The following is a 14922-nucleotide window of genomic DNA, read 5'->3' as shown; positions in this document are numbered from 1 at the left end:
AAACTAATACAAAATTAAGTATTTGAATGTGGAATTATTCATATTTTGGCCTGATTTTGTGCTATTTATAGCACTTTTTGTAAAGTTAGCTAAATTTGCAACTAAAGCAAAATAAAAAAGGCCTAAGCCTTATTTTGTTGTGCATTAGCTGCTTGATTAGCAACATTAGCTTGCTCTAAAACAACTGGATCAACTAATAGTTCGCTAATCATATTTTCTTCATATAAGTCTTCTTTATTTGGTAATAAGAATGTTTTGACTAACATAACAATAGCCATTAAGATTGCTGCACCAACAATGTATGTATCAGCAAAATTAAATGTGCCTAGTTCTCTGTTTGTTCATTTTTCAATAAATGGAGAAAATATAATGTCTTTAACTGTGTTATTAAATCTCATTCTGTCAATGAAATTACCAATATCGCCAGCAGCAACTGTTGCACATAAAATAATCATTAGATTTGACTTTACAAAAAGCGGCACTGTTAGCAAGAAAAGGAATAAAAGTATGCTAGTAAAGTGAATAAAATTAAATGCTGCAGTTGATAATTGGCCAAATCTTGAAAAGATAGTAACACCATGATGGGCAACTGATCTAAATCCAATTATTCCATAGTCAAATACTATTGATCTATCTCCTTGAAAACCTGAAGAAGAACTAGGATCAGGAATAGAATAAAAATAGCTTTCTTTAGTTACTTGATCAATGGTTAGTAAAATTGCAAAAGCCACTATAAATATGGCATATTTGAGCAATATTGTCAAATAATTATTTTTAATATACATTTGCCAAGAATTAAAGTGATTTTTGACTCTTTCTACAAAGTTTTCTTTATTTTCCTTTTTGTGTCTCATATTACTTTCCGTTTACTTTTTGCACTATTTTATAGCATAATGGGCATAAATTGTCTTTAATTTGAGCAGGTGAAAAATGATTTCAACATCTATTGCATTTTTCAGACTTAAATGATTCTACTTTTGATACATTACCAAATTCAATTGCGCCTACCATTAATAATTGTTTAAGATCATATCCTTTAATTACATCGCTAGGATTCTTGATTGTAACTTTAGCTTCATTGGTTCTTTTAATTAAGCCATTTTTAATAGCGTTTTCTAATAGTAAGTTCACTTCATCTTTAAGAGTAAAAAACTCATCTCATTCTTTTAAAACATTAGAATCATATGGCTTAACTATATCAAAATTCTCTAAATGGATGCTCTCTAATTTATTTTTTTTATAAAAGTGCATATAAGCATCTTCAGCAGTAGTAGGAATAATAGGGGCAATCGCTTTTATTAAAAAGTTAGTTATGTCATAAAAGTTTGCTAGTGTCATCATTCTTTCATTTGAATCAAATTCATGCACATATAAAATGTCTTTAGTTATATTTAAGTAAAAGCTTGATAACTCAACAACATATTTATTTATTGTTTTTATAACGTTAGAAAAATTATATTCATCATAAGCTTTATATACTTTTTCTTTAATTGATTCTAACTCATTATATATATATTGATGTACACCAGTTCTTTTGACTGATTCATCATATTCATAGCCATTTAAGTTACCTAGCAAGAACTTAATTGTGTTCCTAATCTTACGATAAATTTCGCTGTTTTGATTAATTATTTCATCGCTTATATTAACATCATTAGTATATTCAGCATTGGCAACTCATAATCTTAAAATGTCAGCACCATATTTTTTAATTACTTTAAGTGGATCGACAACATTGCCTTTAGACTTAGACATTTTTTCGCCTTTTGAATCTAAAACAAAACCGTGACTAACAATTTGTTTATATGGGCTTTTGTGAGTATAAGCAACTGAATTTATTAATGATGAGTTGAATCAACCGCGATACTGGTCGCTGCCTTCTAAATATAAGTCATATGGAGGCTTTAGTTTTTCATCAATTTCAACTGCAAGTGAAGTTGTACCTGAATCGAATCAAACGTCCATAATGTCCATTTCCTTGGTATAGCCATTGTTTCTAAACTCTTCAGGAAGTAATTCATCAGCTTCTTTTTCTCATCATATGTCAGTACCATATTTTTCCACTAAGTCTATAACATAGTCAAATATGGCTGAATTAATAACTGGTTTACCATCTTTATCATAAAAAATGATAATAGGTACACCTCATGTTCTTTGACGGCTAATTGTTCAATCTTTTCTCTCACTTATCATGTTAACTAAACGCTTTTTAGCTCATTCAGGATAAGTGTTTATGCTTTCTAATTCATTAAGTAATTGTTGCTTAATTTTGTCAATTGAAACAAATCATTGTGGGGTGCCACGGAATAAAATAGGTTTGTGAGTTCTTCAGTCATGAGGATATGAGTGTCTGATTGTTCCTTTGGCTAATAAGGCTGATTTACTGGTTAATTCGTCAAAAATTTGTGCATTAGCTTTTTCATAAAATATGCCTTTATATTTGCCAGCTTCATCATTAAGCACACCGTCATCTTCAACATGCATTATCATTTCTAATGAATTAGCTGTTCCTATTTGAAAGTCATCTTCACCAAATAAAGGTGCAATGTGAACTAATCCAGTTCCACTTTCAAGGCTAACATGATGCCCAATAACTACAGGACAAACTAAATCATTTAACACACTTTTGTACTTAATTCCTATTAACTCATTAGCAGTAAAATCAACACTAATTTGTGCATCATCAAACTTACATACTTCAATAAATTTATTAGCTAATTCTTTAGCAACAATATATCCTTGGTTATTATGCTCAACTCTACAATAAATAAAATTTTCACCAATTGCCACTGCTGCATTAGCTAATAAAGTTCATGGGGTTGTGGTTCAAATAACTAACTTATCGCCGTTTTTGACTTTTTGAGAGCCATTTTGGTCAATTATTTCTAAAGCCACATAAATAGAAGGGCTATCAACATCATGGTATTCAACTTCAGCTTCAGCTAAAGCTGTTTGACTTGATGGAGATCAATAAACTGGTTTAAGCCCTTTATAAACTAAGCCATCTAAAACCATTTTTTTGAATAATTTTAATTGAGCAGCTTCAAATTTAGGTTCTTTAGTTTTATAAATTTTCTTAAAGTCAGTTAGTAATTGCAAGCTCTTAAATTGTGAAATCTGGTTTTCAATTTGAATATCAGCATATTCTGATGCTCTTTTTCTTAATTCAATAGGCGAAATAACTTTGTAATTAATTTTGGCATCAGTAAGCATTTTTAATTCAATAGGCAAGCCATGTGTGTCTCAACCAGGAACATATGGAGAGTAAAAACCGCGCATTGATTTATAACGAACAATAATGTCTTTTAAAATCTTATTTAACGCATGGCCAATGTGGATGCTACCATTTGCATATGGTGGACCATCATGAAGCACAAATGGAGTGTTATTTTTATTTTTTTCCAAAACTTTAGCATACAAATTGTCTTTTTCTCACTTTTCTCTAAATAAAGGCTCCTTAGTAGTAAGATTTGCACGCATTTCAAAATCAGTTTTAGGCATATTTAGCGTTTCTTTATAATCTATCTCTGACATATTGCTCCTAGAATAAATATAAGTTTGATTATTATAATAAAACTAATTTATAAACTTAATATAAGTTTATGAATTATATAAAAAAATCATTTTATGGAAATTTAAATTGTGTTGACTTACATATTCAAAAAATACTTATTTTGCCGTTTATGGCTGTTTTATAGTATTAAAGTACTAAATTGATTATTTGTGTTTTTTACACATAAAAACAAAAGCACACTAATAAGTGAGCTTAGTTAATATTTATTTGTTTTGCTTATTTTCTCAGGTTTTTGCTAAAAAGGTGTCAAACAAAGGGTTTGATTTAAGCACTTGGGTTGTAAATTCAGGGTGGTATTGTACACCTAGATAAAATGGATGATTTCTAACTTCACATATTTCAGCGACGTTTAATTCAGGATGAGTTCCTGAAAAAACAAAGTCTTTATCTTCTAAAAGCACTCTGTACTTATCAGTTACTTCATATCTGTGACGATGGCGTTCATAAAATACATCCGGGCCATAAATTTTTTGTGCAAGTGTGCCGTCTTTGGCTTTGATTTTGTCTTCTCCCAATCTAAGAGTTCCGCCAATATTCATTAAATCGCCATTTTCATAAAATGGAGTAAGCACAAACTCTTGCTCTTTTGACTGATCTGCAAATTCCTTGCTAGTGGCACTTAAGATGCCCATCATTCTCGCTTGTGCAACTGTCATTGCTTGAAAACCTAAGCAAATTCCTAAAGTAGGAATTTTATTGCTACGTGTATATTTTGCTAAATTAACTTTTGCTTCAAATCCTCTTAGTCCAAAGCCAGGTAGAATAACAACACCGTCAAAGTTTTTTAATTCTGAAGCAATATTTTTGTCAGTTATCTTTTCCGAATCGACTAATTTATAGGTTAATTCGATATTTTGATGAGCCGAAGCAATCTTTAGTGATGAAATAATTGATAAGTATGCATCTTCTAAGCCAGTGTATTTGCCCACTAATAAAATATTAAGCGGTTTGCATCTTTTTGAAACATATTTATTGGCAAATTCTTTTCAAGGAGCATTAGCTTCATAGTTAATAGCCTTATCTATTTTAAAGTGCTTATAAATTATTTGTAATATCCCACTTGATTCTAAAAATAGTGGAATTTCATAAATATTTGCTTTATCAGGAATGTTAATTACATTTTCAGGCTTCATAAAAGCATTAGCACTAACTTTTTGGATAATTGATGTATCAATTCCTTCTTGTGAACGAAGCAATAATAAATTAGGATTAATTCCAAATGATCTTAGTGTTGAAATTGAAACTTGACTAGGTTTAGATTTATATTCATTTGATGCTGAAAGATAAGGCACAAAGGCTAAGTGTGAAAACATAACATTTTCAGGATACAAGCTAGCAAATTTTGAAATCGCATAAATATATGGACTAGATTCTAAGTCACCAACAGTGCCTCCGATTTCAATAAGCATAAAATCAGGATCTTTTTGCTTAGCTAAATTCAAAATAATTGAAATAATCTCATCAATTACGTGAGGCACTATTTGTACAGTTTTACCATTATAGTCACCTCTACGCTCTTTTTCTAAAATTCTTGTAAAAATTCTGCCTGTAGTAAAGTTTGATTCTTTAGTTAACTTTATGCCAATGAATCTTTCATAGTGGCCTAAATCAAGATCAGTTTCGCCACCATCGCTAGTTACATAAACTTCGCCATGCTCCAACGGATTCATAACACCTGGGTCAATATTTAAATATGGATCTAGTTTAAGCACAAAAATGTTAAATCCTTGTGCTTTTAAAAGATTACCAACACTGGCAGCAGTTACACCCTTACCAAGTCCGCTTAATACACCACCAGTTGTAAAAATAAATTTAGTTTTCATATACACCTCAATAAATATATATAGTATTTTACTTAAAAATGTATATTTTTGGGCTAAAAAGCAATAAAAAAAGCCCTTAGGGCATATTTGATATGGTGGCTCCGGCAGGAATCGAACCAGCGACACACGGAGCTTCAATCCGTTGCTCTACCTACTGAGCTACAGAGCCATTATGGCGGTCCAGACGGGAATTGAACCCGCGATCTCCTCCGTGACAGGGAGGCGTATTAAACCACTTTACCACTGGACCATATTGGTGGCGGAGGCTGGATTCGAACCAGCGATTTCAAGGTTATGAGCCTTGCGAGATGCCAACTTCTCCACTCCGCGATATAAAGGTTTTAGTTAAAAAAGAACAAATGGCGGGTGATGAGGGATTCGAACCCCCGCGGGCCGTGAAGCCCCTGCTAGTTTTCAAGACTAGTCCCTTCAGCCAGACTTGGGTAATCACCCGTGGTGGACCTAACTGGATTCGAACCAGTAGCCAACCGGTTATGAGCCGGTTGCTCTAACCGTTGAGCTATAGGTCCTTCAGTTAGATACTTTTTCCATATAATGGTAGCGTCGAAGAGAGTCGAACTCTTGACCTTTCGGGTATGAACCGAATGCTCTAACCAACTGAGCTACAACGCCATAAAAATGGTGGAGGATATGGGATTCGAACCCACCACCTCCTGCGTGCAAGGCAGGCGCTCTAGCCAAATGAGCTAATCCCCCGTGGTGAAGAAGACAGGATTTGAACCTGCGACCACTACGTCCCAAACGTAGCGCTCTGCCAAGCTGAGCTACTTCTCCGCTTTTTTGGCTAGTGTTTAAAAAGCAATATTATTATACATTAGAAAAAATAAACCAAAAGCAGATTTTTATTTTTTTAAGTGCTGCTATTGTTTATGAATTCTGTAGCAAAAAACTTGGCTAAATACAATTATAAGCTATGTTTTTTCTGTTCATAATAAAATGTTGAAACTTATTAAGGCAGGCTAAAAATATTTTTTGTATTGCGTATCACCAAAACACTTTTAAATAAGCATACTAATATATTTTCATTTGTTATGAATTAATTACCTTTTTCATTATTTAAAAAAGCAAATGATTAGTCTTCTTAAACCTTTTTTATAATTTAATTATAGGTGACATTTTTTTATTTTATTTATGAGCCTTTATATAATTTAAGGCCTTTTTATTTTGTGCTGCTTACATTAAGAATAAATATAGAATATAATAAAAATAATGAAATTTTTGAATTGGGGTTGTAAAAAGTGTCTATAACAGGATTTAGTGCTCAAATAATAGATAGCAATGATGGACAAATAATAAAATATAAATCCAAAAATTGAGTTGGAGTAATTTATAAAATAACTAAGAATAAACTTTCTAGTTTGTTAGCAAAACAGCAAGATTTTTTAAACCACGCTGGAGTATATTTTCTAGTTAAACAAAATAATAGTAACTATAACGTTTATGTTGGCCAATCAAATGTAAAAAATGATAATAAAGGAGTTTTATGAAGAGTATTTCAACATCTAAACTCAGAAAAAAGAAATGATTTTGACTATGTTTATATAATTGTTGATTCTCAAAGTAATATAGGAGCAACTGAGCTAAACTATTTAGAACACTCTTTTATAAGACTATTTACAGATAATAAAAATATCGAATTACTAAATGACAATTGTGCTAACAAGGGAAATATTTCTAGTGAAGATGAAGCAGAATGAAATGTTTTTATAGAAAATGCTAAAACTATATTAAAAAATGTTGGTTTTGATGTTTTTGATAAAAAACAAAATTTTGGTCAACAAAAAGAAATTCGAGCTCTAAAACAAGAGGAACAAAAGCGCGCACAAACTTATACAAACGATAATGAAATCAAGTACTATACTTTAAGACAAAAATCAAAAGAAACAGATAATACAACCGTTGCTTATTGTGCGAATAAAGACAACAAATATATAGTATTAAAAGGTTCTCAAATTAGATTACACCAAAATGAACCGGAATATTTTGCAAATCTATTTAAAACAATTAAAGAAAAAAGAGAGAAATTAGTTTTAGAAAATAAGATTATTGATGGAATCTTGCAAGAAGATCAGGAATTTAATTCAAGATCTTATGCAGCTGTTTTTGTTTTAGGAAATTCATCAGATGGTAAGATTTGAGTTGAATCTAATAATACTGATGATCTGTATAAAAAACAAAAAAGCTTAAATATTAATAACAACTATAAAGAGACCGTATTTTCATTGTCTAAAAATAGTAGGTTTGATAAAAACAAAAAAATAATTGCAACATTAAAGCAAGTTGAAGACAAAAAATTTATTTTATTATCTGGTTCATACATTGAGCTTGCTGAAGCTCAACACTTTAAAGAACAAATGAAATACAATAGCATAAAAGAATTGCGAGCTGAGTGCTTTGCAAAACAAATCATTAGAGATGGTGTTTTACAACAAGATCTTGAATTTAAAAGTTTATCATCTGCTGCTGAATTTGTCTTAGCTAGATCGTCTAATGGTCACGTAGATTGAATTAAAAAATAAAGACCTCATTTATATCGCTTTGTGTAGATTTGAGGTTTTTATTTATGCATTGTTTTAATTGCATTTAAGTTTAAATAGAAAATAAAAAATACTGAAATTTTATATAACTAAGCTAAATTACTGTATGCAAAAATTAGATAAAATAAAAATAGATAACTTGTGTAAAAAGCTTTTTAAATAATGAATATAAAGCAAATTTATTAATATTTTTGGGAAAGTTATGAAATCATTTATAGGTTATATAAAAGAATTTACTTACAATACAGATAAAGACTGAGCTGTTGCTAATTTTTATGTTTTAGATACCGAGAAAATCATTAAAATTAGTGGTAATATTAATAGCTTGCCTATTGAAGTTTTATATGAAATTCGAACAGATGAAAACCCAGAAGAAAAATATAATTCTGAATTTTATAATTGCAAGTCATATAAGTTGTTCACAGCTAGCGACAACCAAATATTTTTTGAATATTTGAAATCGGATGTGTTTAATAAAAATATTGGTGATGATTTTATTAAAAAATTAGAGTCATACTACCAATCAGATAATATTTGGCAAGAAATACTTTCTAATAATGAAAAATTTCTAAACATGAAGCAAGTACGAAAACCAGTTTTAAATAGCGTTTTTAACAAGCTTACTTTTAGTAATCTGAAACTAGAATTTCTTGCTAATGACCTTGATTTAAATGTACTTGATAAACTAATAGAGCTTTATGCAGGCTCATTTAATCGAATACAAGAAGCAATTAAAAATAGTTTATATGAGATTAATTTTCAATACAAAATAACTAGCCTAGAATCTATTGATAAAATCTTTTTGCATTTTAATAAAGATGCAAATAATGTTGCACGAATTACTCATTATTTACATAATTATTGTAATGAAAATCTAAATAACAAATCTAGTTCTTATACATATTTAGAAAATATAAAAGAATACTTTGACGATCAAGAGAAGTTTTTTATTCCAGTAGAGTTAAAAAAGAAAGTCATTAATAATGTAATAAGGTATGCAAAAAATAAAAAACTTCTCATTATTAAAAAAGATAGGGTTTATACAGCCCAAACATATAATGATGAAATGACTATTGCTTCATTTTTAACTAATAAAAACAAAGTCAAAAAAATTAGGCATTCCAAATTTAAACAATATATAAAAGAAATCCAAGAGGAGACTAGAAAAGAACCAAAAAAAGACAACTTTAAATATGATGAAAGTCAAATTAATGCACTAAGAAAGTTTATTGATAATAAATTTGTAGTAATTAATGGTGGCCCTGGAACTGGTAAGACCACTTTAATAAAAGGCATAGTAAAACTATTTAAAAAAGTTTATCCAAATGAAAGTTTTAAAATAGCAACCCCAACAGGAAGAGCAGCAGCAAGAATTAAAGAAAGTTTTGAAGAATCTGATGCTACAACTATTCATAAATTGCTACAATATGATCCCTCAACTGGTAAGTTTAGAAAAAACATATTCAATCCCTTAGATGAAGGTTTATTAATTATTGATGAAACATCAATGGTTGACAATAATTTATTTAGTAGCTTTATTTCATCTATTGGAAATGCAAAAAGAGTCGTTTTTGTTGGTGATGTGGAGCAATTACCAAGCATTGGAATTGGTAATGCGTTTGAAGATATTATTAAATCTAAAAAAATAACAACTGTCGAATTAAAAAGCACACACCGCCAAGGAAAACAAAGCAAAATTACTGATCTAGCTTATATGATCAGAAATAATAATTTTGACATCACAAAACTTCAAGAAACAGCAGAAAAAAGTGATTTGAAAACTATTTTTGTTGATGATCAAGAAAAATGCTTAACGAAAATTATTGAAAATTATCACTTCGAAAATAAAAATGATAAAAATAATAATGATTCTGATATCACAAATCAAATTCAAATTATTTCTCCCTTTAATAAAGGAACATTAGGAATAGAAGAAATAAATAAAAAAATCCAAGAAAAATTTAACAAAAACAAAAACGAAGATGAAAAATTAAATGCAAATGGTTACAGTTTTTATAAAAATGACAAAATAATGTATCTAAAAAATAAAAATGATTTGTCTAATGGTGATATTGGAATTATTAATAATATTGATAAGTCTGAAAGCAAAATGAATACCAATTTTAACAAAAAAGAAATTCTGCTAAATAGTGCTGATCTTGATAATTTAACTCTTTGTTATGCTTGTACAGTTCATAAAACTCAAGGTAGCGAATTTCAAAAAGTGATTTTAGTGTTAGATCCAGAAAAAGGTAGTTCCTTTATTAACAAAAAGTTAGTCTATACAGCTATAACTAGAGCTAAAGATGAACTAGTTATTATTGCCAGCAAACAATCTTTTAATAAAAGCATTAATCAAAGACCTGCTCAAAGAGATACAAGTTTAGCTAAACACATAAAAATAATGCATTGGAAAAAGAAATGAAGTCTTTTTAGAAAAAGACAATGTTGTCGCTAAAATATATTTCTAATATGAAAAAGTGTGGGCTTTCCACACATTTTTATTATCGAAAATGTAAATTTAAGTAATTAATCCCTATTTAATCCCTAAAATGCTATTAATTCTTGCTTTGGTTGGATTTGAAATCATAAAAGTGCCGGCTACACATGCATCAGCGCCTGCTTTAAAACATTCTGGGCCAGTTACATCGTTTATACCACCATCAACTTGTATTAAATAGTCATAAGCATGTTTTATTCTTAATTGCTTAAGTGACTTTATTTTATCAATTGCAGAAGGGATGAATTTTTGGCCGCCTTTTCCTGGTTCAACAGACATAACTAATACTAGTTGAATATAAGGCAAAAATTTCTTAATTTCTTCAACCTCAGTATTTGGCTTAATTGCTATTCCAAGCCTATAATCATGGTGTTTTTGTTTCAAAAACTTAAGCAATTTTGCAGACTCTACTGCTTCATAGTGAAAAGTAACAATATCAACTACATCTTTATATAAATCTATATAATCTAAAGGATTTTCCACCATTAAGTGAGCATCTTTAAAGTGCTTTAGTCCTTTTTCATGAATATTTTTAATTTCATCTAATTCAATTGCTAAATTTGGCACAAATTTGCCATCCATTACATCATAGTGGATTCATTTTATGCCTTCATTAACTAAAACATTAGCCATATTAAGCCTATTTTCAGGCTCAACATTTAATAATGATGGGGTAACATACTTATTATTTTTGTTCATTTTCAACCTCTTGCAACAACTTTAGATAATTATTATATCTAAATTGGGGAATAATATTGTCCTTAACAGCTTGTTTTATATTACAAAAGTTCTCAGGCTCATTTTGGTGAAAACAAGTTTTGAACTTGCAAAATTTGCCTAGTTCTTTAAACTGCTTGTATGAGTAGGCTAACTGTTGCTTTGTTAAATTGATATCTAAACTAGAAAAGCCTGGAGTATCAATTAATTCCCCATTATCAAAAACATTAACAATTTGCACAATTCTAGTTGTATGCTTACCTCTGTTTGCAAATTTCGAAATTGATTGAACAGCAAAATTACTTCCAGTTATCTTGTTAACTAAAGTAGTTTTGCCAACGCCACTTTGTCCCATTAAAACATTAGTTTTATTAGTAAATAAATTAGCAATGTCTTTTACTCATGCATCTGTTTTATAGGATATTTCGTAGACTTTGTAACCTAAACTTTCATATTCATTTTTGTATTTGCTTACACCTAGATCAGTTTTAGTAATAAATAAAACTGGCTCAATATTTGCGCTCTCAATAAAAGCCATGTATTTATCAACTAAAAAGCTTTGAAACTCAGGCTCATGAATTGACATTACAATAATTATATGGTCAATATTAGCTACTTTAGGCCTTATAAATTCATTTTGCCTTTCATATATTTTAGTTATGTACTTTTCTTTTTCAAATTCTACATAATCACCGACTAAAGGAACTATGTTTTTATGCCTAAAAACACCTAGAGCAGGCAGATTATGAAAATTGTTATTTTCATCCTTAATTGAATAAATTCCCGAATTAATTGAGTAAATTTTTCCCTTCAATTTTACTTCCTTATACTGATAAAACTATAATTGCAACTATGACAGCCAAAATAATTAAGCTGAAAATAACAAGCATAGCAATCAAAAAACCCTTGCTATTTACTATCTCAGTAAAAGTTTTTTTAGGCTTCATTTTTTTAGCATCAATTGGCTTTTCAAATATACGTTTTTCTGAAAGAGCTGTTTTTAAGTCTTCTGCCATTTCTCATGCACTTGAGTATCTATGAAATGGATCTTTTGCAGTTGCTTTAATAATGATATTTTCAAGCGCTTGTGTAGTTGCTATCTTGTCAGTTAGCTTAGGCATTGGCATTGTTTTTTGCAATCTTAACGTTTCATTAGCTTCTTTGCCTTCAATTGGATACTTGCCAGTTAGCATTTCGTAAAGTAAGATTCCAATTGCATAAATATCTGTTTTTTTAGTAGGCTCATTATCAGCACGGCAGAGTTCAGGCGCCATATAATAAACTGAACCTACAACTTTTGAAGCTTGTGTAAATCTTTGGCTATCAGGATCTAGTGAAAGCCCAAAATCTAATATTTTTACATGACTATTGCTAGTTATGATTATGTTATTACTCTTAATATCACGGTGAATAATATTATTTGAGTGTAATTCTTGCATAGCTTCACATATTTGTCTTACATAATTTATTGAGCTATGAGGATTAAGCACACCATTTTTTTTAATTAATTCTCTTAAGCTTTTGCCTTCAACGTATTCCATTACTAAATACTGTTCATCATCGCCAACATATGATTCAACATAATAAGGAAAATAGTCAGACTTAACTTTTTGCAAAATTGCAATTTCTTGCTTAAAACGACTGATTGCAACACTTTTATCGCTATCAGGCTTAATTACAAAATATTTAAGTGCATAAACTTCCTTAACAACTGAATCAGAATTTAATAATTCGACTTTAAAGACTTTGCTAAAGCCGCCTTCGCCAATATTTGTAAGCACTTTGTACTTTTTAAAGACTCTGCTATTTGATGGAATCATCTTCATGCCTCCTAACTTTTACTTTAATGTGACCATGATGCATGATGCATTATCATTTGAATTATTTTTCAAAGCAAAGTCAACTATGTTAGCACATCACTCTTGCGCATTTTTAAATCTTAGTGCCATATTTTCCATTACGTTTCTAGATGCAAAATTATGTGTACCATCACTAGTTGCAATAATGGCGCTAACACGTTTATAATCATCAGGAAAAACTGTTGAAATGTCTAATCTGGTTTTTTTAGTTGGCCCTAAGGCTGATGTTAGTGACGCTCGATTGGCGCTTTTTTTAGCTTCGTGTTCTGGAACTCCATTAGAAATTAGCTGATTCAAGTAATTATGATCAACGGTTACTTGCGTAATTTGCTTAGAATTATCTAAGATATAAGTACGCGAATCGCCTATGTTAAAAATTAGGATAAACTCTTCTTTCGAATTGACCAATGCCCCTGTAACTGTGGTTCCCATGTCTAATTTAGCTTCGTCACGGTCACCAATTTTTATCATCTCTTTTTTGCAAGCCTTAATTGTTTCTCTTATTCATTTGATGTAAGAATCAATTTCACTTTCATCAGAATTAGGAAAATTATTATCAAAACACTGCTTAAATACTTTAATAGTTGTGCTAGAGGCAATTGCGCCGCCATAATGACCGCCCATGCCATCACATAAAAGTAAAACTGTGCAATTTTCATTAGTTAAAATTGCGACAGCATCCTGATTTTCGAGTCGTCTTGTTCCTTTTTCACTAACTCTGCCAAAATCCATAAATTTTATATTTCTTCCTTTATTATTTGAGTTACTCTCTTGGCAGCTAATTCAGCATCATCATTAACAATTTTGTGCTTAAATAAATGCTGATCATTAATTTCGTCTATGGCCTTTTGCATTCTGATATTGATAGCTTCTTTGTTTTCAGTATTTCTGTTTAAAATTCTATTTTTAAGTTCAGCAACTGATGGAGGTAGAATGAAAAAAGTAATTACTTTGTATCTATCATTAACATCTTTTTTGCCTAGTATTTGTTTTGCACCGTTTGTTTCTATTTCTAAAAATGGAACTTTATCTAAGTTATGAATTCTGTCGATTTCAGCATACAAGGTGCCATAGTAATTTTCAAAGTGATAACTGTATTCTAAAAAGGCATTCTCATTAATTTTTTTCTCAAAGTCTTCTTTACTAATGAAAAAATAATGCACCCCATCTACTTCTCCAGTTCTAGGTTTTCTGGTTGTAGCAGAACAAGCTAAGTGCAATCTTAGCTCTTCGTTATCAAATAAATACTTCTCAATTGTACCTTTGCCAACGCCGCTTGGCCCTGCAAAGATAATAATTGGCTTCTTGTTTATGCTTTTAATCATAGTTATATTTATTATATTAATTTATTGAAAATATATTAGCATTAATTTAGAAACTAATCTAAGAAAATGAAAGCTAGCATGCTTGAGTAAATGATATTTGATTACTAGCTACCTAAAAGCCTTGTTTTATAGGCTTTTTAGGAAATAAATAAATAGATAAAATAACTTTTAATTAACTTTATAGCCTGCCTTAATTTGCTTAGATTATTAAAATAAAAAGCTAAATTAAAAAAATCATAAGCTATTAGAAATATAAAAAGGCTAAGAAAAGCACAAAGTAATATATAATATAAAATAATTTATTAAACCAGGAGAATAAGAAAATGGATGTTAAAGCAATTTTGTCAATTATCTTAGTTATTATTTCAGCTGGTATTTTAGTAATTTCACTGCTTATGTCGCCAGATTCTAATGCTTTTTCTGGTGCTTTAGTTGGCTCAGGTGACTTAGAGTTATTTAAAACTTCAAAAGAGAGAGGATTTAAGAAAGTTCTCAAATGATCAATGGTTTCTTTGGGGCTTATCCTCTTAGTGATTTCGATTGTTTGTTGAGCTTTAGTTAAATAA

The 14922-nt window shown here is 29.9% G+C and carries 11 protein-coding genes and 8 tRNA genes; 3 read left to right on the top strand and 16 right to left on the bottom strand.

Features of this window, described 5'->3' with window-relative positions:
- Positions 1 to 122: 122 nt before the first annotated feature.
- The 11 genes from MAGB_RS03355 to MAGB_RS03305 form a co-directional block, all read right to left on the bottom strand.
- Positions 123 to 854: a signal peptidase II gene (locus tag MAGB_RS03355; protein WP_004024382.1), complete on the bottom strand. Its 732-nt coding sequence runs from the start codon at positions 852 to 854 to the stop codon at positions 123 to 125.
- Between the two features lies 1 nt (position 855).
- Entirely contained in the window at positions 856 to 3534 is a 2679-nt protein-coding gene (gene ileS, locus MAGB_RS03350; RefSeq protein WP_004024381.1) for an isoleucine--tRNA ligase, read from the bottom strand.
- Positions 3535 to 3777: 243 nt separating this feature from the next.
- Positions 3778 to 5397 carry a CTP synthase gene (locus MAGB_RS03345; RefSeq protein ID WP_004024380.1) on the bottom strand — a complete coding sequence of 540 codons (1620 nt, stop codon included), beginning with the start codon at positions 5395 to 5397 and terminating at the stop codon, positions 3778 to 3780.
- A 93-nt stretch (positions 5398 to 5490) separates the two neighbouring features.
- Positions 5491 to 5566: transfer RNA gene (locus MAGB_RS03340), tRNA-Phe, on the bottom strand.
- Between the two features lie 4 nt (positions 5567 to 5570).
- Positions 5571 to 5647: transfer RNA gene (locus tag MAGB_RS03335), tRNA-Asp, on the bottom strand.
- 4 nt (positions 5648 to 5651) lie between these two features.
- Positions 5652 to 5727: transfer RNA gene (locus MAGB_RS03330), tRNA-Met, on the bottom strand.
- Positions 5728 to 5757: 30 nt separating this feature from the next.
- Positions 5758 to 5850: transfer RNA gene (locus MAGB_RS03325), tRNA-Ser, on the bottom strand.
- A gap of 1 nt (position 5851) precedes the next feature.
- Positions 5852 to 5927, bottom strand: a tRNA-Ile gene (locus MAGB_RS03320).
- 26 nt (positions 5928 to 5953) lie between these two features.
- Positions 5954 to 6030, bottom strand: a tRNA-Met gene (locus MAGB_RS03315).
- A 7-nt stretch (positions 6031 to 6037) separates the two neighbouring features.
- Positions 6038 to 6114 (bottom strand) — tRNA-Ala (locus MAGB_RS03310).
- A 1-nt stretch (position 6115) separates the two neighbouring features.
- Positions 6116 to 6192 (bottom strand) — tRNA-Pro (locus tag MAGB_RS03305).
- A gap of 464 nt (positions 6193 to 6656) precedes the next feature.
- On the opposite strand from MAGB_RS03305, the gene MAGB_RS03300 reads away from it, so the two are divergent.
- Both MAGB_RS03300 and MAGB_RS03295 read left to right on the top strand, forming a co-directional pair.
- The gene (locus MAGB_RS03300) at positions 6657 to 7937 is read left to right on the top strand and encodes a DUF4357 domain-containing protein (protein WP_004024379.1); all 1281 of its coding nucleotides are present in this window, start codon (positions 6657 to 6659) and stop codon (positions 7935 to 7937) included.
- Positions 7938 to 8157: 220 nt separating this feature from the next.
- Positions 8158 to 10413, top strand: a complete 2256-nt coding sequence (locus MAGB_RS03295; protein WP_004024378.1) for an ATP-dependent DNA helicase — start codon at positions 8158 to 8160, stop codon at positions 10411 to 10413.
- A 78-nt stretch (positions 10414 to 10491) separates the two neighbouring features.
- Here the strand turns inward: MAGB_RS03295 and MAGB_RS03290 are convergent, their stop codons facing one another.
- Genes MAGB_RS03290 through gmk form a run of 5 tightly spaced genes read right to left on the bottom strand, consistent with a single transcriptional unit; the run spans position 10492 to position 14356 of the window.
- On the bottom strand, positions 10492 to 11154 hold the full coding sequence (locus tag MAGB_RS03290; RefSeq protein WP_004024377.1) for a ribulose-phosphate 3-epimerase: 663 nt from the start codon (positions 11152 to 11154) through the stop codon (positions 10492 to 10494).
- Positions 11141 to 11986, bottom strand: coding sequence for a ribosome small subunit-dependent GTPase A (rsgA, locus tag MAGB_RS03285; RefSeq protein ID WP_004024376.1), 846 nt, complete (start codon positions 11984 to 11986; stop codon positions 11141 to 11143). Before rsgA ends, MAGB_RS03290 begins: the two co-directional genes overlap by 14 nt.
- A gap of 10 nt (positions 11987 to 11996) precedes the next feature.
- On the bottom strand, positions 11997 to 12992 hold the full coding sequence (locus MAGB_RS03280) for a serine/threonine-protein kinase (protein WP_004024375.1): 996 nt from the start codon (positions 12990 to 12992) through the stop codon (positions 11997 to 11999).
- Between the two features lie 18 nt (positions 12993 to 13010).
- Positions 13011 to 13763 carry a PP2C family protein-serine/threonine phosphatase gene (locus MAGB_RS03275; RefSeq protein ID WP_004024374.1) on the bottom strand — a complete coding sequence of 251 codons (753 nt, stop codon included), beginning with the start codon at positions 13761 to 13763 and terminating at the stop codon, positions 13011 to 13013.
- Positions 13764 to 13768: 5 nt separating this feature from the next.
- Entirely contained in the window at positions 13769 to 14356 is a 588-nt protein-coding gene (gene gmk / locus MAGB_RS03270) for a guanylate kinase (protein WP_004024373.1), read from the bottom strand.
- 323 nt (positions 14357 to 14679) lie between these two features.
- Between gmk and secG the strand changes: the two genes are divergently transcribed.
- On the top strand, positions 14680 to 14922 hold the full coding sequence (gene secG / locus MAGB_RS03265) for a preprotein translocase subunit SecG (RefSeq protein ID WP_004024372.1): 243 nt from the start codon (positions 14680 to 14682) through the stop codon (positions 14920 to 14922).

The sequence above is a fragment of the Mycoplasmopsis agalactiae 14628 genome (genome assembly GCF_000266865.1).
Lineage (GTDB): Bacteria > Bacillota_I > Bacilli_A > Mycoplasmatales > Metamycoplasmataceae > Mycoplasmopsis > Mycoplasmopsis agalactiae_A.
The sequence above is the reverse complement of the archived record's forward strand: the minus strand, read 5'-3'. Positions and strand labels throughout refer to the sequence as shown.